Source organism: Priestia sp. P1_B12_1 (genome assembly GCF_056406695.1).
Genome location: NZ_JBFTZR010000002.1, coordinates 552781 through 572539, shown reverse-complemented (window position 1 = coordinate 572539; position 19759 = coordinate 552781). Strand labels below are relative to the sequence as shown.

The following is a 19759-nucleotide window of genomic DNA, read 5'->3' as shown; positions in this document are numbered from 1 at the left end:
AAAAGGCGCTTGGCTTATGGCCAAGTGCCTTTTTGTTATAAAAGCTGTTTGTTTTTAAAGTATTTCCACATTCCCCACGTTAACACAATTAACATAACAATAATAACAGCAGTAGCCCAGTGGGAATTTTGATATGGAATCGGTACGTTCATCCCAAAAAATCCGGTTACGAACGTCAGCGGAAGCATAATGGTTGAAATCAGCGTTAAGACGTTCAGCTTTTCAGATGAAGTTGCATTGGTAATAGAATAATACGTATCAAGTGCACTGTTTACAAGGTCTCTAAATGTTTCAGCAGAGTCTACAATACGCTCTAAGTGGTCAAGCAAGTCAATATAGAAAGGAACATTTTCTTCTCGTATGTCGAATTTCCACTTTCCATTCACCGTTAAGAAAATTCGGCGCTGAGGCAGAATAACGCGCCGGATTAAAATAATCGTTCTTTTTAACGCCAAGAACTCTTCCGTCACTCCGCGCACTTCTTTGTTGTAGATTTCATCTTCTAATTCATCAATACGCATGTCAATTCGGTCTAAAATCGGAAAGTATTCGTCTGTGATGCCATCAATCAAAGCATACAGTAAAAAGTCGGCGCCGCGGTTCATAAACTTTGGATAGCGTGAGCAAACAGCATCCATTTTGCGAAGCCAGCCCATTTTATGTTTATGAATCGTCACTACGTAATTGGATCCGACAAAGGCATTTAACTCAAGCGTCGTAATCTCGTCATCACTTTCTTCGTTATAGCGAAGCGCGTGAAAAACGAAAAATTTATAGTCTTCGTAATCATCCATTTTAGCGCGAGGACTGTCGTGTAAGCAGTCTTCAATCGCCAATGGGTGAAAATCGAATAATTTAGCAATTTGAGCAAGCTCTTGTCCGTGGACATCATACAAATCAATCCACAGCAAATTATCAGGATTGCGCAATTTCTCATGCACGTCTCCTAAATCAAGATTCGTTACCATTTCTTTTGTTTCATCATCATATAAGTATGTTTTAATCATTGATTTTTCACCTCACATCATTGAGGCATTAAGGAGTATTTTCCTTCGTTGAAATGAGAGGAACATATACACCTTTGTTGCCCCTATCTTGTTTTGCAGTAACCTTCATCGAAATGGGGTCATCAGTGCCCATTCATCTCACCTCCTAATTAGTTGAAGGAACGCTGACTTGTAATACAGCTACTTCACAAAGTTTAATTTTAACATACAATCTAACTCTAGCGTAGCGCTTTTTTTCAAAACCTTTCCCTCACCTTTTAAAGTTTCAAACAAAACTTCCGATACTATAAAAGCAGTTAAAATCGGCAATCGATAACTAAGATCGCTTGAATCTTCCCACAAAGGTCTAGAATATCTATCATGGCCGGTCTTTGGTCATGTGAGATTTTCTACACCGATAAACATTATATGTGTGATGGGGAAAAACGTGTAGGAATTTTTGGACTTTCATCGAATACTTACTTAACAAACTTAGATTACGAAAAGGACTGATGATACATGCATTTTAAACGTGAAGAACCGTTTCGCTTTTTATTTGAGACCCCCATTGTTGGAACGTTTTCCATTGCTAAATACGACAACAAAGAAATCGATTCTAAGCCAGGTCCTTTGTCCGTTATCGACCTTTCACCAAAAGGAATCAAAATAATCACGCCGCTTGATTTACCTATTTTCAACCATCAAATTCAGCTAAAAATCAGCTTTTATTTAAATGAAAAACCCATCCATATTACCGGACTTTGCGTGTGGAAAGAAAAACGGCACACCGAATACCTTTATGGCATCGAAGCGTTTAACGATGTGGAAGAACAAGCGATTTTAATCACAGAGCTCAAAACCTATGCCAAGAAAAAGCAAGATAAGCAATAAAAATAGCGCTCATTTGTTTTACTTCCCTTTTAAGATGGCAATACTACGAACGACTTCGATAGAAAAAGGTGAGACGATGAGCAGCAAAGCAAAAAAAGAGTGGATTGGCGGTCTCGTACTATTTTTACTCGTCAGTTTTGTCAGCATCACATTTGCAGGCTATCATACGGTGAAAGCTGCCGTTGAACAAACATATGTACCGCTTGAGCTTGGTAACAAAACACACGTCAATTTTAAAAAAGGGCAACCGTTTTCCCTGCTTTTAATTCAAGAGAACCATCCAAATACGTCATTTGTATATATGACTGTTAATAAACAGCATGAATCAATAAAAATGACCCACTTGCCAGGATCAACTCAGCTCGGCAATGAAACACTGCGAACCATTTATCACCGAGGAAATATGAATGCTGTCGTAAAGAACGTCGAAACGTATGCAAAGCTTCCTGTTGATTATTATGTCAAAATGGATCAGCAGTCAGTCGTCGATGCTGTAAATAAATTAGGCGGCATTATCGTCACAAACAAACGTGCTTTTGAACAGAGCAACATTGTTTTTCCAAAAGGATCGATTCGCCTTAACGGAAAAGAAGCGCTTGTTTTTTTAAAGGAGCGTAATGAGCAAGACATCTTTACTGCCCATGAAAGACAGCTGTCCGTAGCGAAAGCTATTTTTAGTCAAGCAGCTACGATTCCCAATGTTGCAAAGCTGCATTCTCTTGTATTTACGCTCGCGGATCACATTGAAACCAACGCAACGTTTAATGATATCAAACGGATTCAAAAAACCTATAAACCGGCCGTTTCTCACGTAGACAAGCAGCAGTTTCCGCAAAACGAATGGAATCAAAAACAAGTCACAACGCGGCTGTATAAGCATTTAGAACGCAACGAGCTGTTTTTTATAAAAACGCCTCACGAAAAAGAGGCTGGGACATAACAAAATGAAACCAATCTAAAGACGACCAAAGGAGATAAATAAGCTGAACTGCTTGTGACACCGCAGTTGATTTCCGTGCAAGACTTCGCTTTCCGCGGGCGGCCGCTGAGCCTCCTCGTCGCTTGCGCTCCTGCGGGGTCTCATCTGTTCCGCTTTTCCCGCAGGAGTCTTCGCCTTGCCCTCCAATCAACTGCTAGAAGGAATGAAACAGATGAAATCTACGTTCACCATAACAGAAAAACGAACCGTGAATTAAACATTTTGATTCATGGTTCGTTTTTTACTTCACCTAAAAGACTTTTATCCTAGCCTCTTTTTTTGCTACTTGTCTTCAGCAGGCACTACTTTTTCATTTATTTTAACCACAATTCGTTCATCCCGTTCATCTTTGAGATAGCTCTTTTGATAAAAAGAATGATCATTAGGCGGCCCAATGATAACCGTATCCGTAATCGGAGCAACGGCTTCTGCTACTTCGCTCGCGCTTACTCCGTATGCTTTTTGAAACACGATCGGAGGCGTTAAGCGCAGCACGTCGGATCCTTCTGTAGACTCAAATTGATCATTGTTAAAAAAGAGATGAAGATGCGCTTCTTCCGATAAGGGCTCAATCCAATGCCACCAGCCCATCGGTATAAACACAACTTCGCCTTCTTTTATTCGGTAATTGTGCATGCTGCTTGTATCAGGGTCTAAAATAGATACCTGCACTTCACCTGAAACAACGACATCTAATTCCCACGCGTTTGGATGCCAGTGCGGTTCTCTCATATGCCCTTTCGTCATATATAAATCAACAAACGCTCCTCCGAGCATTGCAGGCAGCTGAGTTGAGGTTAGTTGATACGCTATATTTTGATCGTTTCGTTTGAACAGGACGTTTTGCTTATAATTCACTGACAGATTAGGCGTTCCTGAGCTTTTTTTGATATTTGAATTATCCGGCACAAATCCAGATTTACTCATAGTGTCATACCCTCTTTTCATCAAAAAGTTATATGCACTATCCTATTAAAACTCTTAGCTAAGGGTGTTTTAATTAGGAAAAATAAAAAACGAGCGTTTCCACTCGTTTTTTATCCGACAAGACGTTCAATTTTCTTTTTCTTCCATACAAATTGATAATAGCTGTACTGCAAGATTAAGCTGACCACAAACGCCGCTGGATATCCAATCCAAATTCCTTTGATCGCAAGAGGTGTAAACTGCGATAACACGTAGGCTACGGGTACTTCTACACACCAAATAGCCATAATACTAAAGACCGTAGGCCAAAGCACCGTACCGCTTGCTCGCATCGTAGCGGTAATAATTTGAGCATGACCGAAAATCAAATAGCTCCAAAGTGTTATCACTAACAGCTCTTCGGCAATATGGAGCGTGTGCTGACTTGTTAAGAACAGAGCTAAAATTTGATTAGAAAAGAGATAAATAAGTAAAATCAATACGCTGCCAATAACGTAATTCAGCATAATTCCAGAGCGGATAACTTCTTTTAAACGCTCAAATTTATTGGCACCAATCGACTGCGCCGCAAAAATAGAAACCGCAATTCCTAAGCTGATTGCCGGCATTTGTACATAGCTTGCCACTTGGTTCACCGCTCCGTACGCTGCTGTAGCGTCTGAGCCAAATCCATTTACAAACGTAATAACCGCAATTTCAGAAAGAGAAACTAAAATCATATTGATACTAGCTGGAATCCCTAAACGCATAAGCAGCTTTAAAAGCGTTCCGTCCATTTTTAATGAAATAGATGAGTCAAACTTTAACGGATGATTTTTCTTGCGTAAATAGATAATCATAATAATGAACGTTAATACGGTTGAAAACACCGTTGCGTACGCAGCGCCGTACACTCCAAGCTTTGGCACTCCGATCCATCCAAAAATTAAAATCGGCAGGAAAATGATGTTTAAGACCGTACTCACAACTAAAAAGTAAAAAGGCGTTTTAGAGTCTCCGGTTCCGCGCATAAACGTCGTATAAACAAAGTATAAAAACAATACAGGAATTGCCACAAACAAAATGCGCGCATAGTGAACCGTTACGTCAATAATATTAGCCGGTGTTCCCATAATCCGAAGAATATCCGGAGCAAATATGCTTCCCAAAACAGCAAGCACAATTCCGACTAAAAAGGTAAACGTGAGCGTGGTACCGATAATTTCTTTGACTCGTTTTTCGTTTTGTGCCCCGTACGCTTGCCCGATTAAAATGGAACTTCCTGAACCAATTCCAATCGAAAACGACACGAGCAGAAAAAACAGAGGAAAAAAAGCGGAAATAGCGGCTAACGCATCAACTCCAAGCGCTCTTCCGACAATAATACTTCCCGCCAGCTGCCCAACTGACTGCATGGCGTTACTTAACATGAGCGGAATCAAAAACACAAGCATCAGCTTACTGACGGATTTTTCTGATTCCACTGCTTCACTTTTAACATCTTGATTCTTCACACCTATTTCTCCTTTGTATCAGCTTTCGGCGAATGATAGCCTTTTTCGCCGTAAGGCTGCAGCTTCTCTAACCATTTCGCTTCCAGTTTCAGCAAATCCTTTTTTGAAAGTGCTTTTTCTTCTTCTCTTTTAATCGTTTCCAGCATCTCAATTGAAAAAGCATCCGCTCCGTACGTATTCCACTCTTTTTGAAGCTCTTTATTTTGATGAGTATTCGTCTTTAACGTGAACTTTACGCCGTTTAACGTTTTGATGTTAGGCGTAGAGCTAATGTAAATCTTATCGTTGTGAAGGTTTTTTATTTGATACACGCTGCCTTCTGTTTTTACTTCTTTCGCTAGCTGCTTCATTTGCTTTTTATAGTCTTTTTCGCTCATCTCTGTCTCTCCTTTTCTCCAGTAGCTGCTTCCGTCTGCGCTGCGCTCTAAGAAACCGTACTCAATTAAATAGCGTCTCAGCACGGCGTAGTCGTCATAAAAAGGTGCTAACCTATCATTTACTTCTTTTTCGGTATACGTTGTTCCAACATCAAAATGCCCGCTTAACTCTTCAAGAACAATAAGACGGTGTTTTTCTTGCAAGTGAAAGGTGCGAAGAGGTCCGTTTAAACCTTGCGGAAAATTCTTCGCTAAAATATTTTCACGTTCTTCATCACTGACGCTGTAGCGCTGACTTCTTCTAGGCGTCGTATTTGTTACGGATACCGCCTTCTCTTCTTCCCCGTCGTTCAACAGTTCCATCAGCGTTAAAAACACTTTTGCCTGACGCTCTTTTTTCTTTAACGTAAAGCGGTGATTCCGAATGGTCGATGAACTGCCGATTCCCATTTCTTTTTGAATATCACTATCGCTTTTTCCTTCTTTAAAAAACTTCACTAAATTTTTTTGATGATCAGACAGACCCGTTACCTCTTTATCTAGCTCTATTAAATGTTGAAATACAGATCCGTGCTGCTGTTCCACATGAAGCTTCATATAGCGTTTTGCTTCATAAAAAACACCTTCCACCGGATAAATAATGCCTTTTTCAATGCTTTCACCGCACAGTAAGCAGTGATAGTGATCTTCGCTTTCCCCGTACCCTTTTTTCATCTCTTCAAAAGATGATTCCCAAAACAAATCGTTTACCATTTAAATAGACACCTTTCTTATTTGTTTATTAATTTATAAACAAATATATTATATGTTTATTATTATGTCAATCTTACGTTTATGATACATAAAAAAGTTGAGACATAACGAAATGAATCCAACCTAAAGATGAACAAACGGGATACACAAGCTCGTATAGATCGCTTATGACACCGCAGTTAATTTCCATGCAAGACTTCGCTTTCCGCGGGCGGGCGCTGCGCCTCCTCGTCGCTTTCGCTCCTGCGGGTCTCACCCCTTCCGCTTTTCCCGCAGGAGTCTTCGCCTTGCCCTCTAATCAACTGCTAGAAAAACCTACACACATGAAACCTACGTTTACCATAACTAAAAAAACGAACCACGAATCAAACACGTTGATCAATGGTTCGTTTTTCACTTGAGCTAAAATAATTTCGTTCCGGTCTCTTTATTCCATTCACTTAAATAAGGAAAATCCTTAGATATAACGGGCTTATCATCTAAAAGTGTAATTAACTCCAAACTGTTACCGTCAGGGTCATTAAAATACACGCACGCTGCCGGCATCCACGTATGAACAATCGGCTCTATCTGCGGCTTTCCAAACGACGTCTCTTCCGGTTCAATACCTTTTGAACGCAGCCATGTTAATGCTTCATGAATATCCGCTGCTTCAATACCAAAAGCAAAATGACTTCTTTTCAACTCTTTTTCATCGGTTTCCCAAAGCCCAAGCATCTGCTTTTGTTCCCCAACAAAGAAAAAAGCACAGCGCCTCTCTTCAACTCGATGAACAAACGTCAGCCCAAGACGTCTATAAAACTCAATCGAATCCTCCAAACTCCGAACGTGCACATGCGTCTCATAAATACTCTTAATCATAGCCTCTCCTCCATCCTTTTCTCCTACTATAAGCCATCTCACACCAAACAGCTTCCTAACAAAGAATGAAAAACAATCAGCCTTAAGAATGAGAAACCCCAACATAAACATGCAGCCTTGAAATTCCGAAGAGCACTGAAGAACACTAAGATTTGGTTTCTACTAAGGTTTTGACCTTCACTAAGGGTTTGAGGCTACCCCGCAAGGGGTGCCTCAAACCCTTAGTTCTAGAAAAACCCCCATGGCTGTACTTTAGCCATGGGGGTTTTTCTACATCGATAAATTAAGCGTGGGCTTTTGCGAGGCCGATACAGATACCGCCTGAAATAATCAGTACACTCGCAAGAGATACATAGAATAATTGACGCTTTGTTTTCTTTTCTCCCAAGAAGACAATACCGCCAAAAATTGAAATAACGATACCCATTTGCGATAATGAAAAGCTTGTTGCTACGCCTAGTCTTGATTGAGATAAGAATAAGAACATGTTTCCAGATGCCCAGATTAGACCTGGTAAGATATTACGAATCGTATATTTGTTAAATGGCTTATGTTTGTATGTAATGATTAAGCCGCCAATTAACATACCGATTGCTTGCGGGAATAAAGCTGCCCATGCGTCTACGTTGAAGATACGTGCGATAACTACGTAAACTAAGAACCCAAGACTTGAAATGATAAGAGTGATAACTCCTTTTTTCGTTTGTCCTGGAGTCCCTTGTGCTCCTTCTTTTTTACCGTCTAATGAAGAAAGCACAACGCCTGCTAGTATTAAAAGAATCGCAATAGATCCAAGTACAATCGTTTGAAGCGTTGACCATTCTTTAAATACAATAACACCAAAAAGAGCTGTTGATACTAATTGCATACCCGTTGAAATCGGCATTGACTTTGAAACACCAAGGTATGGAACACTTTTAAACTGATTGCTTTGACCTACTGACCAGAACAAACCTGAAACAATTCCGACAATAACGAGCGTTGGCGTTAACACCGGCTGCACAATCATAAACTGAACAAATGAAAGAATCAAAGCTCCAATAATTGTTCCCAGCGTTTGACTGTAAGGTCCACCGCCCATCTTCATACTAACTAAAATCATGCTTCCCCACGCAACGGAAGGAAGAACACCTAGCAAAATATCCATCTTTCTCTTAACCTACTTTCCTATTTCTAATCTATGTACATCGTATGTAACGACCTGCTGCTTTTCTCTCATCAAGGGCAAAGAGCCAAGCACTTATACTCCCTCGAATATTCCCCCAAAGGTCCACTTACGCGGATGATGCCTACCCCGCAAGGGAGGCATCATCCGCTTAGGTCTAGAAAATTTAATAGGGTCGCTCTTTGATCCTATTAAATTTCCTACATCGATAAATATATAACGTTTTCATAAATGGTGGTAAAACTGCTATTTCTTGCTGCTCGTATTATACTAACACGAACATTTATTATTTAGCTAGAAATTTTTTTGATTATTTTTTAAAAACAGAAAAATTTTTTTTCTTCTTACTCCGCAGCTCGCTTCTTCCTCTTATGTGATCTGCAATCAGCAGAAACAGACGCCTCTGCTGATTGAAAATAAGAAGAGATAAAGCCTTTTCATTTTAGTTAGCTACAGGCTTACAAAATTGCTCTACTACTTCTTTGGCTGGAATCGAACTGATTGCACCTTTTCCAGTTGTCGTTAAGGCACCGCTTGCATTTGCAAAGCGCAAAATAGCGTCGTGGTCAGAGTCAAGAATAGCCGTTAAGTTTTCTTGTGACACATCTCGGCTTAATAGCTGATAAAGGAATCCGCCAATAAACGCATCTCCTGCACCTGTTGTATCAACAACCGCTACTTTGTAACCGTTTGATTCATAGACAGCTTCTTTTGTATAAAGCGTTGCGCCTTCTGCACCTTTTGTGAACACAACTACTTGAACGTCACCTGTAAATAGAGACTGAATCGCTTGCTGTTCATCTTCAATGCCTGTGATAAACGCTAGCTCGTCGTCTGAAATTTTGACAATGTGCGCTTGAGGAATAAATTCTAAAATTGTTTGACGGCATAGCTCATGATCTTTCCACAGTGGAAGACGTACATTTGGATCAAAGCTGATAACGCCGCCTTTTTCTTTCATGCTTTTAATCGCTTTCATATGAGCGTATTTCATAGGGCTTTCAACTAAATCAACCGAACAGAAGTGAAGAACATCGTTGCTTGCAAACCAATCAGGGTTAATTTCGTCTTCTGTTAGCAATAAATCTGCTGAAGGATTACGATAGAAGCTGAAATCTCTTTCTCCGTCTTCACGCAGTGAAACGAAAGCTAAAGCTGTGTTTGCTTCTTCTGTACGATAGACCATATCAGTACCTACTCCTACTTCACGAAGCGTGTCTACTAGAAAGTCTCCAAACGCATCTTCTCCAACTTTTGTAATAAGCGCTGACTCATTACCGTATGTAGCAACAACTGCTGCAACGTTTGCCGGCGCTCCGCCTGGCACACGCGTAAACGATTCCACTTCTTTCAATTGAAGACCCTTTTGAGCTGGAATCATATCAATTAATACTTCACCGATACTAAATAACTTACCCATTCTATTCACCTTACTTTTCTTTTTTGTCATATTGTCATACTATGTTCCAAAAAATCCTTAAATCAAATTATACGTCCCAAACATCTTTTTCGTAAAGAGAAATTTCCAATTTATTTTAAAAAAATCGCAAATTATCGTTTTTTTCTCACAATCTTTTATTCATTAAACCTTTTCCATCCCTTGTTAAATCTGGGATTTAAAAGACCTTGTTAAACAAAGATCACAGAATAAAAAAAGTTAATTTCCAGTTTAAACTGTTTATTTATTTACTTTTCGTTCGACATCTCTTTCCTTATTTCCTGTTTATTCGCCGTGAATATGCAAATAATGATAAAAATTCGTGTTTTTACCCCTATTTAAGAAGGAATAGCTTAAAACGTGTCGAATAGACTTAGGTAGGTATATGACATTATGTATGTTACACTAAATACAAGGCAAGGAAGGGAGAATCAGTCATGAAAATCAATGTTTTTCTAGACGACTATCGCAAGTGCCCTGACGGTCATGTTTTAGCCGAAACGATTGACGAATGTATTGACCTGCTAAGAGCATTCGATGTTGAACATTTGTCACTCGATCACGATTTACTCAGCAAGACACGGAATGGATTAATGCTCGTGCATTTTATGGTAAAGCATCATTTATATGCCGATCGAATTACGATTCACTCCGCTAATCACTTAGGCAGCAAAGCAATGTACAACTGCTTTAAAGATGCTCAAAAAGAGCATAAAATGCCAAACAACATTAAAATTCTAAGATGCCCTCTGCCTCTTCGATGAGACCTGCACCCTCACACATTCATTTCAACAGAATCTGTCCGGATTCAATTCTCACAGACTTCCTGTTTCTATAAAATGAAGAACAATACTGCTTGTTCGATACGTATAGATGTGAATACGCTTTAAGCAGTTTATATTATATAGAAGAAAACCGCTCTAAAATACCGTTATGTTAGCTTTAAAAGCAGACTATATGGTACAAAGGGCGGTTTTTTGCTATTTAGACAGTTTAGCAGAACTCAAGTCAGGTGAGAGAGCAGCCGGCTGTTTTGCGTTTTCTTTTAGCTGCCTAGCGTTCACGAACCAGTAAATGCTTCCCACAAACAGACCTCCCCCTACGATGTTTCCGAGCGTAACAGGAATTAAATTATGAAATAGTCCAGCAGCTGAAATCGCATCAGGATGCGGAAGCAATAAAGCTAGGCCAAGAAACGTCATATTTGCCACGCTGTGCTCGTATCCTGAAGCAACAAATGCAAACAGCATCCAAAAAATAAGCATGATCTTTGCTGCATCGCTTTTAGTGCGCGAAGCGGTCCAAATCGCCAGACAAACAAGCCAGTTGCAAAGGATGCCGCGAAAAAACAATTCACTGACCGGCAAATTCATTTTTTTAGCTGCCAGCGTCATGAGTAAATGATTCGGTTCAATTCCTTTAAACAAACCGGTTCCGGTAATTAACAAACAAAGCCCAAACGCTCCTATCGCATTTCCGATAAAACACCACGTCCAGTTTTTGAACGTATCTTTCCATGTCGTGACTCCCGATAGCGTACTGACCGTATAAATCATATGATTTCCCGTAAACAATTCAGCTCCTGCAAATACAACAAGCAGGAGAGCAACAGCAAATGATAACCCCATCACAAGAGAAACGACCGGTAAAGAAGCAGAAGCTAAAGGCGCTCCTACCGATAGAGCTAATATAACGCCAAGCCCTACGTAAGCACCCGCAAGCATCGCTAACAGCAAATAACTCGGTAAATGATCATTCACAAGCTTCGTTTTTTCACGGGCTAACTCATTCATTGACTGCAGTGAATTCTTAAGCAAAAGCGTTTCCTCCTTTTATTCATCTTAGACGCATACTTTTTCTTCTGTTTTTTCCAAAAACCAAGAAAGAACAGAAGCTTGCTTCACCACTTCACCAATCACAATCATCGCGGGATTGCTGACTTGCTGCTCTGCAGCCGTATCTACGATTGTACCAAGCGTGCCTGTAACCGTGCGCTGATAAAGCGACGTGCCTTGTTCAATAAGAGCGACCGGCGTATCCGCGCTTTTTCCAGCGTCTAAAAGCTGACGGCAAATATACGGCAAGTTTTTAACGCCCATATAAATCGCAAGCGTATCAACTCCTTTTGCTAAATGCTCCCAGCGAATACTTTCCGGCTTGCCGCTTAAACAGTGTCCCGTCACAACGGCAAACGAACGGCTCAGCTCACGATGCGTCACAGGAATTCCAGCATAAGCCGGCGCCGCGATGCCCGCTGTAATACCCGGAACGATTTCAAATGGAATTCTATGCTGAGCGAGCACTTCTGCTTCTTCACCGCCTCTTCCGAAAATAAACGGATCTCCGCCTTTTAACCGTACGACGGTGTTTCCTTTTCTTGCGTAGAATACAAGCAAATCATGAATATCCTCTTGAGAAACGCAGTGATCACCAGGCTTTTTCCCGCAGTAGACGAGTTCGGCTCCTTCTTTTGCATACTGAAGAAGAACAGGGTTCACTAATCGGTCGTATAAAATAACATCTGCTTTTTCTAAACATTTGGCTGCTTTTATCGTTAGTAAATCTGGATCTCCTGGTCCGGCTCCTACAATGTACACTTTTCCTGTTCTCATTTTTGCTTCGCTCCTTTTAGTGTGTCCCCTTGAATTTTTGTGGCGCGTTGAAAATCAACGCGCCACGGTACTTATTCTTCAATTAAAAGATACAGTAAATCTCCTTCAACAGACGCTTCGTACGTATCGACACATCCGCTGTCAGGCTCTTGCACGTTACCGTCATGCAAGCAAATTTTCCAGTCGTGCATCGGACAGAACACCGAGTCGCCGCTCACGATTCCTTCACTTAACACCCCGCCTTTATGCGGACAGCGATTTTCAATTGCCCGTATTTTTCCGCTTGATAGCTTAAACACCGCAATTTCTTTTCCGTTTACTTTCACTGTTTTACCTAGGCTTACCGGAAAATCATGAATCGATCCTACGCATACTTTTGTAATGTTTTTATTCACCATCTTTATTTCCCCCCAGCTTTATGATGTGACAACTGTTTCGAACAGCTCTTTTTTCGTCTTTTTGCTTTCAACGATTTCTTTCCAAGGATCACGGTACGTAGATAGCGCTTCGTCCATACGCATATTCAGCTCTCTTCTCGTCTCAGCGTCATCAAGCACGGACTGAATGTGCGAAAGTCCCATGCGCTCAATCCATGCAGACGTACGCTCTAAGTAATTAGCCGTTTCTCGGTAATACTGCAAATAAGCTCCTGTGATGTCCATCAATTCTTCGTCTGTTTTTACTTTATACAATAAATCTCCGCCGCGAAGATGCGTACCTCCATTTCCGCCTACGTAAATTTCCCAGCCGCCGTCAATTCCAATAAACCCAATATCTTTAATACCTGACTCAGCACAGCTTCTCGGACAAGCGGATACAGCCATTTTCACTTTATGAGGCGTCCATAGTCCTTCAAATTTTTTCTCAAGCGTAATTCCAACGCCCATTGAATCCTGCGTGCCAAAACGGCAAAACTGTTCGCCCACGCATGTTTTCACCGTCCGCAGCGACTTACCGTACGCGTAGCCAGAAGGCATATCTAACTCTTCCCATACGCTAGGCAAATCTTCTTTTTTAACGCCAAACAAATCAAGACGCTGACCACCCGTCACTTTTACGAGCGGAATTTCATATTTATCAACAACATCGGCAATTTTTCGTAAATCTTCTGCATTTGTGACGCCTCCGTACATGCGAGGAACTACAGAATACGTACCGTCTTTTTGAATATTTGCGTGCATGCGTTCATTCACAAATCGCGATTCGCGTTCATCAACGTATCCGGTTGGATTCACCATACCTAAATAATAATTTAGAGCCGGACGACATTTCGAACAGCCTTCTTCATTATTCCATCCGAGCACATTCATCACTTCACGCGTATGCGAAAGGCCTTTTGCTTTAATCTCTTCGACAACTTCATCTCGTGACAGAGTCGTACAGCCGCAAATCGCTTCTTTTTGCACCGCCGCGTCAAAGTCAGCGCCAAGAGTATGCTGAAGCACTTCCGCTACAAGCGGTTTACATCCTCCGCAAGAACGAGAGGCACTTGTACAAGCTTTGATTTCATCAACCGATGAGCATCCTTGTTTTTGGATAGCTTCCACAATCGTACCTTTTGTTACGCCGTTACAGCCGCAAATAATATCATCGGCGCTCATGCTTGCTACTAAGCTTTCACCTGCGTTACCGCCAGATGGCTGTAAAATCGACACTTTTGCGACATCGGATACATCTTCTTGCTTTTGAATCATTGAAAACAGTCGATTTCCGTCGCTGCTGTCTCCAAAAAGAACGGCTCCTACGATTTGATTGCCTCGCAAAACAAGCTTTTTATAAATGCCGTCTTGTTCATCGAACACTTTGATCGCTTTTTTCTCTTCATCTTCCGTGAAGTCTCCTGCTGAGAACACTTCAACACCTGATACTTTTAGCTGCGTGGATAAAACCGATCCTTCATAAGGGACTTTTTCTGCCCCGCAAATCGCTTTTGCTAATGCTTTTCCTTGTTCATACAGAGGTGCCACAAGCCCGTATACCATTCCTCTATGCTCTGCACATTCTCCGACAGCGTAGATGTTTGGGATATCCGTTTGCATATAGTCATTTACAACAATTCCTCGGTTTACGGTAAGTCCCGCTGCTTTTGCAAGCTGAACATTTGGCTTAATTCCAACGGCCATCACGACTAAATCAGCGTCTAAAAACGTCCCATCTTTAAAAGATAATCCTTCAACTCGCTCATCGCCGACGATTTCCGCCGTTTGTTTTTCAAGCAAAAACTTCATGCCTTGTTTTTCTAATTCGTTTTGAAGCAGTTTGCCGGCTGTTGGATCAAGCTGGCGTTCCATTAAATACGGAGCTAAATGAATCACAGATACGTCCATCCCCAAATTTAACAGTCCGCGCGCTGCTTCTAATCCAAGGAGTCCGCCTCCAATAACCGCTGCTTTTTTATACTGCTGAGAAGCCTGCAGCATTTCGTCCGTGTCTTTTATATCTCGAAAAGCCGTAACTCCTTTTTTATCAGACCCTGGAATCGGAAGAATAAAAGGAAGAGAGCCCGTTGCTAAAATCAACTCATCATACGATTCTACTCTGCCGCTGTTTGTCGCGACTTCTTTTTTTATCGAATCGATACTAGTAACCGTTTCGCCCGTATATAATGTAATATTGTTTTCTTGATACCAGTTCCAATCGTTTAACGTAATGTCTTCAACATTCGTATCTCCTTGCAGCACTTTTGATAGTAAAATACGATTATAGTTCGGATGCGGCTCGCTTCCGAAAATCGTAATTTCAAACGCTTCGCTTGAAACCTTCAATACTTCTTCAATCGCTCGAACTCCAGCCATTCCATTTCCAATCAATACGAGTTTCTTTTTTTGCATCTTCCATTCCTCCCCTGGCGTCTATACCTGCTTGTTTCAAAGATATATTTCCTATGCATCTTTAAAGATACATTTAAGATATATGAATTTTCTGAATCGTTCAACTTATGTGTTAGATTATCTAACACAGTTATGGTATGTATGCGATTCCATTGCTTTAACAGCAAGCAAAAAAAATAAATGGTCTAATTACGTATTAATTGAGATCATCCTTTGCATTTTTTTGTGATGTTTTTCACAACATTAATGTAGCAAGAATAAATAACCTGAGCTATGATAAAAATCACTCCTAAATGTTGATCAGCCAAAAATAAAAACTACGAAGTTCTTTATAAAGAATTTTTTAAATAAACCGTTCTTTATAGTATTTACTATTACTCTCGTATTCTTTATAATGAATATATAGACCTTTATAAAGAACAGAACGGAGAATTAAAATGCCACTCGTAAACATTAAAAAACTTTGGACTCCTTTAGAGATCTTTGGCTTTAAGCTTTATAAGTGTAGAGATACAAAAAGCTATTACTATAAAACGAGGAAAAGTCATAATCTAATAAAATTATAAAAAACAAGCCCTATTCCTTTTCAAATAGGGCTTGTTTTTTATTTTCCCGTAAACCAATTCACAACGTACTCTCCCCACACTTCATTTCCTTTTTTCGTTAAATTACCGCTGTCTTTATTTATATACTCTCCCAAATGAAACGGCCAAATCAGCGAGTGATTCATATAATATACCCAGTTTGCTTCAGAGACTCCTCTGATCGCTTCTACCCCTTCTTCATAGGACTCCGTTTGTGAAATATATGGCTGTGACGGCTGAACCATAAGGGTTTTTTTCAAGTCTTTGAGCTGATGAATGAGCTTGTCTGTATTTTCAAGCGTCTCATCTAGCGCAAGGTGCTGATAATCATTTTTAAGAGGTGCTTCAAACAGAATAATGTTTGGCTGAAGTTGATCAATTTGATCGGTAATATGTGAGGATAACAGTTCATCCGTTGTGCCGTTACCATATGAAAGTGTTTTAACCTTAAATACATCGCTTCCATATGTAGCTGCTAGCTCTTTTTTTAACTGCTGAGGCCACCCTGCTTCCTTTGCGGATGTGGCAATTACAAGAGTCAGAGGCTTTTTATTTGCGATAGATGACTGGATTTGCTTTGTGATAAAGTCTGGAAGATTTTTTGTATAAGCAGATACATCAGAAAACTGTTTTTCTTTATGTACAACAGCAGTTTTTACTTCACTTGCCTGCGCTTCCGTTTGCTCCTGCCAGTGCTGCGTCCCCGCATACATCACCGCACCGCACAAAACAGCCGCCGCCACATTTACCCCAACCATCGCCTTCATTCAATCTCCCCTTTACAAGTTCTTCTTACAATCTCAGCAAATTGCTTTCATAAAGAAGAACTCAAAATTAGTAGCTCCTGCGAATATCCCCTCAAAGGTCCACCTATCCGGATAGGTACCTATCCGGATAGGTCTAGCAACTCTACCATCACCGCTCTTCCTTGATGGTAGAGTCGCTACATCGATAATAGATATATAAACAGTATAGATTAGTAGAATTTGGAATGGGGGACCTTTCGTACGTAAAATCTCTACAAATACACGTATACTTCGCATATTTCCTAGCGAAACGTGAAGTTTCCGGGGAAATTACGTCACGTTTCTTAAAAAGAAAACATAATGTACGTTCATTCGCACATGTGATCTTCCCCTTGTACAGTAGAGATACCGGCGGAATACAGCAAAAACGCGTTTTTGAAAAAGGAATGCCACATGCAAAAAAGCTCGTTTGATCAAATCGCTTCATCTTTTCATCCATTAATTGTGTCGATGATTAAAAAATTTCATATTTACAAAGACTACGACGAATATTATCAAGTTGCGTTGATTGGTTTATGGAGAGCGTATCAAAAATTTGACGAAAGCAAAGGATCTTTTTCTGCTTATGCCTACACAACCGTGCGCGGTACGATCCTTTCTCATTTAAAAGGCACCATTTTATACGAAGAACGCGAAACACCGGCTGAGCAGAACCTGCTTTCACTAAATGAAGATCCCGCTCTTCCCGTTCCGCTAGAAAGTGAAATCATCAAGCAGCATATCGAACACTTAACAGGAAGAGAAAAAATCTATGTAATTGAACATCTGCTAGAAGGCTACTCGTATAAAGATATTGCCTGCAAATACGGAGTCTCCACGGGAGCCGTTAAAAACTGGGGAAAAGCAGCTCGCAAAAAGCTAAAGACCTCGCTTCTTCAGGAGTAAGAAAAGGAGGAAGCTTATCATAAGCTTCCTCCTTCCGTTCATATGTGTAGTCCAAACGATTGTTCATATGTAGGACAAGTTTATTCGATAAATCGAACGCATTATGCCAAGACAAGCGGACTTTCTAAACAATAATTGCGAATCACAGCCGCTCTGGCCAGCTTTTTTTCTAAACTATAATAAGAAAGCTTCACTGGGATGAACGTTCCGTCTTTGAAGTGAATCAGCATAGAGGGTGAATGAACTGAAGCAAGCGTACGTGAAGTATGAACATGAGAGGCAAAAATCCAGGCGCAGCTATAGTCGTTTGGCGAAGATGTCGGAAACGCAATGAGGGCTTGTGAACGATTAATAACAAGCGGCGTAAGCTGTTTGTATGGAAACATTTTTCTAACGGCGGCAATGGACCCCTTAAACGTACTTAATTCTCGAATGCACGCTTCTTCTAATAATTGCTTACACGTCTTTCTTAGCATGTATTCTCCTGCTGCATCCAAAACCTTTGTGCGGTGAATAGGATCATTCACTGGAATTAATGCTTTTGTCGTCAAACCAATTTGATAATTTTCAACATTTGTCATACATCTACCCCCTTTTGCTACTTTATAACTATTCTATACTATCGAAAAGGGGAAAATCTAGTCTTTTTTCTCATTATTTGAAATATTATGAATTTATTTTGTATTAAAGAAAAAAGCGCTGGTTTCAGCGCTTTTCTTTTAAATAAAAATGTCTAAAATAAGAACCATTGCAAACGCTGCAAATGATAGAATCGTTTCCATCACTGTCCACGTTTTTAACGTTTGAGCCACTGACATATTGAAGAATTCTTTAATTAACCAGAAGCCAGAATCATTTACGTGTGATAGCATTACAGAACCTGCGCCTGTTGCTAGCACCAATAGCTCTGGGCTTACGTTTGGCATTGTTGCTGCAATTGGTGCTACAATACCTGCTGCTGTTGTCATTGCTACTGTTGCTGAACCAACTGCTGCACGAATTAACCCTGCAATCACAAACGCTAGTACGATAGGAGAAAGATGTGCATCTTGAGCAAATCCTGCAATTGCGTCACCTACACCGCTTGCTGTTAAAATTTTATTAAAACCGCCGCCTGCACCGATGATTAAAATAATCGAAGCAACCGGTCCAAGACATTCGTTTGTGAATTTTAATAAATCATCTTTGTTGTATCCTCTTGCAAAACCGAACGAATAGAAAGCAAACACTAGAGAAATCAATAGCGCAACGATTGGACTTCCGATAAAGTTTGTTACGTAACGAATCGTACTTGTTTCTGGATAAACAAACCCAGTGATTGTTGCTAAAAGCATTAATAGTACCGGTAGTAAAATCGTGAATAACGTAATTCCGAAGCCAGGAAGATCTTTATGCTTTGACTCTGTGAACTGCTCCATAATTTCACCCGTTGGCTCTACGTGAACACGGCGTGAAATGAACGATCCGTAAATCGGACCTGCCACGGCTGCAGCTGGAAATGCCACAACTAATGAATACAAAATCGTTTTACCTAAATCTGCTTTAAAGATATCCACCGCTAGCATCGCTGCTGGATGTGGAGGTACCAAACTGTGAACAACGGCTAAACCGGCAATTAGTGATAAACCGATTTTAATAAGTGACGTACCCGTATGCTTAGCAATTACAAACACAAGCGGAATTAATAACACAACACCAACTTGGAAAAAGACCGGGATACCGCAAATAACGGCTACAACCATCATTGCCCAGTGTACGTTCTTTTCACCAAATACTTTAATTAACGTGCGGGCAATACGCTCGGCTCCGCCTGACTCTGCCATCATTTTACCTAACATCGTTCCAAGACCAAGAACAATCGCGATAAATCCTAAGACGCTCGCTACTCCTTCTTGAAAAGCCGTTACGATATCAGGCAGCTTCATTCCTGAAATAAGACCCATAAACAAGGCCGCGAGAATTAGCGCTACGAACGGATTTGTTTTAAACTTAGCAATTAAAAAGATAAGTCCAACGATCGATACAATTGCATACAGCAAAAGACTTGCTTCATGACTTAATCCGAATACTGAATTCATATGTTCATCCCCTTAGTGTGACCATTTTTCATGTACGTACATCCAAATAATGTATACGCTTTCAAATATTTTCTAAAGTGAACGCACCTCGTA

The 19759-nt window shown here is 40.5% G+C and carries 19 protein-coding genes; 4 read left to right on the top strand and 15 right to left on the bottom strand.

The annotated features are described in order from the left end of the window. Positions 1–35: 35 nt before the first annotated feature. The gene (gene corA, locus AC1D0Y_RS08355; RefSeq protein WP_013055874.1) at positions 36–1007 is read right to left on the bottom strand and encodes a magnesium/cobalt transporter CorA; all 972 of its coding nucleotides are present in this window, start codon (positions 1005–1007) and stop codon (positions 36–38) included. Between the two features lie 498 nt (positions 1008–1505). Between corA and AC1D0Y_RS08350 the strand changes: the two genes are divergently transcribed. Both AC1D0Y_RS08350 and AC1D0Y_RS08345 read left to right on the top strand, forming a co-directional pair. Next, positions 1506–1877, top strand: coding sequence for a PilZ domain-containing protein (locus AC1D0Y_RS08350; RefSeq protein ID WP_028407825.1), 372 nt, complete (start codon positions 1506–1508; stop codon positions 1875–1877). Between the two features lie 76 nt (positions 1878–1953). Beyond that, the gene (locus tag AC1D0Y_RS08345; protein ID WP_477707485.1) at positions 1954–2817 is read left to right on the top strand and encodes an LCP family glycopolymer transferase; all 864 of its coding nucleotides are present in this window, start codon (positions 1954–1956) and stop codon (positions 2815–2817) included. On the opposite strand, the gene AC1D0Y_RS08340 is transcribed toward AC1D0Y_RS08345, so the two are convergent. The 7 genes from AC1D0Y_RS08340 to AC1D0Y_RS08310 form a co-directional block, all read right to left on the bottom strand. Continuing rightward, entirely contained in the window at positions 2780–3007 is a 228-nt protein-coding gene (locus AC1D0Y_RS08340) for a hypothetical protein (RefSeq protein ID WP_477707484.1), read from the bottom strand. The genes AC1D0Y_RS08345 and AC1D0Y_RS08340 overlap by 38 nt on opposite strands. A gap of 131 nt (positions 3008–3138) precedes the next feature. Then, the gene (locus tag AC1D0Y_RS08335) at positions 3139–3783 is read right to left on the bottom strand and encodes a cupin domain-containing protein (RefSeq protein ID WP_274155875.1); all 645 of its coding nucleotides are present in this window, start codon (positions 3781–3783) and stop codon (positions 3139–3141) included. 110 nt (positions 3784–3893) lie between these two features. Beyond that, complete coding sequence (locus tag AC1D0Y_RS08330) at positions 3894–5216, bottom strand: MATE family efflux transporter (protein WP_286128302.1); 1323 nt, start codon at positions 5214–5216, stop codon at positions 3894–3896. Positions 5217–5278: 62 nt separating this feature from the next. Next, positions 5279–6406 (bottom strand): DUF2087 domain-containing protein, encoded by a 1128-nt coding sequence (locus AC1D0Y_RS08325; RefSeq protein WP_477707483.1) that lies wholly within the window; start codon positions 6404–6406, stop codon positions 5279–5281. Between the two features lie 402 nt (positions 6407–6808). Continuing rightward, the gene (locus AC1D0Y_RS08320) at positions 6809–7267 is read right to left on the bottom strand and encodes a VOC family protein (RefSeq protein ID WP_477707482.1); all 459 of its coding nucleotides are present in this window, start codon (positions 7265–7267) and stop codon (positions 6809–6811) included. A gap of 283 nt (positions 7268–7550) precedes the next feature. Then, positions 7551–8414 (bottom strand): GRP family sugar transporter, encoded by an 864-nt coding sequence (locus tag AC1D0Y_RS08315; protein WP_014461163.1) that lies wholly within the window; start codon positions 8412–8414, stop codon positions 7551–7553. 460 nt (positions 8415–8874) lie between these two features. Beyond that, positions 8875–9852 (bottom strand): carbohydrate kinase family protein, encoded by a 978-nt coding sequence (locus AC1D0Y_RS08310; protein WP_016763311.1) that lies wholly within the window; start codon positions 9850–9852, stop codon positions 8875–8877. A 455-nt stretch (positions 9853–10307) separates the two neighbouring features. Between AC1D0Y_RS08310 and AC1D0Y_RS08305 the strand changes: the two genes are divergently transcribed. Further along, the gene (locus tag AC1D0Y_RS08305; RefSeq protein ID WP_098332225.1) at positions 10308–10634 is read left to right on the top strand and encodes a cyclic-phosphate processing receiver domain-containing protein; all 327 of its coding nucleotides are present in this window, start codon (positions 10308–10310) and stop codon (positions 10632–10634) included. Between the two features lie 216 nt (positions 10635–10850). On the opposite strand, the gene AC1D0Y_RS08300 is transcribed toward AC1D0Y_RS08305, so the two are convergent. The 5 genes from AC1D0Y_RS08300 to AC1D0Y_RS08280 all read right to left on the bottom strand — a co-directional run bounded on the left by AC1D0Y_RS08300 (position 10851) and on the right by AC1D0Y_RS08280 (position 16664). Beyond that, positions 10851–11687, bottom strand: a complete 837-nt coding sequence (locus tag AC1D0Y_RS08300; RefSeq protein ID WP_328249274.1) for a formate/nitrite transporter family protein — start codon at positions 11685–11687, stop codon at positions 10851–10853. A 24-nt stretch (positions 11688–11711) separates the two neighbouring features. Next, on the bottom strand, positions 11712–12482 hold the full coding sequence (gene cobA, locus AC1D0Y_RS08295; RefSeq protein ID WP_477707481.1) for a uroporphyrinogen-III C-methyltransferase: 771 nt from the start codon (positions 12480–12482) through the stop codon (positions 11712–11714). A 71-nt stretch (positions 12483–12553) separates the two neighbouring features. Continuing rightward, the gene (nirD, locus tag AC1D0Y_RS08290; protein ID WP_013055862.1) at positions 12554–12880 is read right to left on the bottom strand and encodes a nitrite reductase small subunit NirD; all 327 of its coding nucleotides are present in this window, start codon (positions 12878–12880) and stop codon (positions 12554–12556) included. Between the two features lie 18 nt (positions 12881–12898). Next, the gene (gene nirB / locus AC1D0Y_RS08285) at positions 12899–15313 is read right to left on the bottom strand and encodes a nitrite reductase large subunit NirB (RefSeq protein WP_477707480.1); all 2415 of its coding nucleotides are present in this window, start codon (positions 15311–15313) and stop codon (positions 12899–12901) included. Between the two features lie 604 nt (positions 15314–15917). Beyond that, positions 15918–16664, bottom strand: coding sequence for an SGNH/GDSL hydrolase family protein (locus AC1D0Y_RS08280; RefSeq protein WP_050691771.1), 747 nt, complete (start codon positions 16662–16664; stop codon positions 15918–15920). Positions 16665–17096: 432 nt separating this feature from the next. On the opposite strand from AC1D0Y_RS08280, the gene AC1D0Y_RS08275 reads away from it, so the two are divergent. After that, entirely contained in the window at positions 17097–17588 is a 492-nt protein-coding gene (locus AC1D0Y_RS08275; RefSeq protein ID WP_050691772.1) for a sigma-70 family RNA polymerase sigma factor, read from the top strand. A 101-nt stretch (positions 17589–17689) separates the two neighbouring features. Here the strand turns inward: AC1D0Y_RS08275 and AC1D0Y_RS08270 are convergent, their stop codons facing one another. Together AC1D0Y_RS08270 and AC1D0Y_RS08265 are read right to left on the bottom strand one after the other, a co-directional pair. Beyond that, positions 17690–18169 (bottom strand): competence protein ComK, encoded by a 480-nt coding sequence (locus AC1D0Y_RS08270; RefSeq protein WP_407819092.1) that lies wholly within the window; start codon positions 18167–18169, stop codon positions 17690–17692. A gap of 138 nt (positions 18170–18307) precedes the next feature. Beyond that, complete coding sequence (locus AC1D0Y_RS08265; RefSeq protein WP_034271198.1) at positions 18308–19666, bottom strand: GntT/GntP/DsdX family permease; 1359 nt, start codon at positions 19664–19666, stop codon at positions 18308–18310. Positions 19667–19759 lie beyond the last annotated feature (93 nt).

Excerpts from the sequence above, each read along its gene's own strand:
- corA (WP_013055874.1), bottom strand. The coding sequence starts at position 1,007 with ATGATTAAAACATACTTATATGATGATGAAACAAAAGAAATGGTAACG.
- AC1D0Y_RS08350 (WP_028407825.1), top strand. The coding sequence starts at position 1,506 with ATGCATTTTAAACGTGAAGAACCGTTTCGCTTTTTATTTGAGACCCCC.
- AC1D0Y_RS08345 (WP_477707485.1), top strand. The coding sequence starts at position 1,954 with ATGAGCAGCAAAGCAAAAAAAGAGTGGATTGGCGGTCTCGTACTATTT.
- AC1D0Y_RS08335 (WP_274155875.1), bottom strand. The coding sequence starts at position 3,783 with ATGAGTAAATCTGGATTTGTGCCGGATAATTCAAATATCAAAAAAAGC.
- AC1D0Y_RS08330 (WP_286128302.1), bottom strand. The coding sequence starts at position 5,216 with ATGCTTGTGTTTTTGATTCCGCTCATGTTAAGTAACGCCATGCAGTCA.
- AC1D0Y_RS08325 (WP_477707483.1), bottom strand. The coding sequence starts at position 6,406 with ATGGTAAACGATTTGTTTTGGGAATCATCTTTTGAAGAGATGAAAAAA.
- AC1D0Y_RS08320 (WP_477707482.1), bottom strand. The coding sequence starts at position 7,267 with ATGATTAAGAGTATTTATGAGACGCATGTGCACGTTCGGAGTTTGGAG.
- AC1D0Y_RS08315 (WP_014461163.1), bottom strand. The coding sequence starts at position 8,414 with ATGGATATTTTGCTAGGTGTTCTTCCTTCCGTTGCGTGGGGAAGCATG.
- AC1D0Y_RS08310 (WP_016763311.1), bottom strand. The coding sequence starts at position 9,852 with ATGGGTAAGTTATTTAGTATCGGTGAAGTATTAATTGATATGATTCCA.
- AC1D0Y_RS08305 (WP_098332225.1), top strand. The coding sequence starts at position 10,308 with ATGAAAATCAATGTTTTTCTAGACGACTATCGCAAGTGCCCTGACGGT.
- cobA (WP_477707481.1), bottom strand. The coding sequence starts at position 12,482 with ATGAGAACAGGAAAAGTGTACATTGTAGGAGCCGGACCAGGAGATCCA.
- nirD (WP_013055862.1), bottom strand. The coding sequence starts at position 12,880 with ATGGTGAATAAAAACATTACAAAAGTATGCGTAGGATCGATTCATGAT.
- nirB (WP_477707480.1), bottom strand. The coding sequence starts at position 15,313 with ATGCAAAAAAAGAAACTCGTATTGATTGGAAATGGAATGGCTGGAGTT.
- AC1D0Y_RS08280 (WP_050691771.1), bottom strand. The coding sequence starts at position 16,664 with ATGAAGGCGATGGTTGGGGTAAATGTGGCGGCGGCTGTTTTGTGCGGT.
- AC1D0Y_RS08275 (WP_050691772.1), top strand. The coding sequence starts at position 17,097 with ATGCAAAAAAGCTCGTTTGATCAAATCGCTTCATCTTTTCATCCATTA.
- AC1D0Y_RS08270 (WP_407819092.1), bottom strand. The coding sequence starts at position 18,169 with ATGACAAATGTTGAAAATTATCAAATTGGTTTGACGACAAAAGCATTA.
- AC1D0Y_RS08265 (WP_034271198.1), bottom strand. The coding sequence starts at position 19,666 with ATGAATTCAGTATTCGGATTAAGTCATGAAGCAAGTCTTTTGCTGTAT.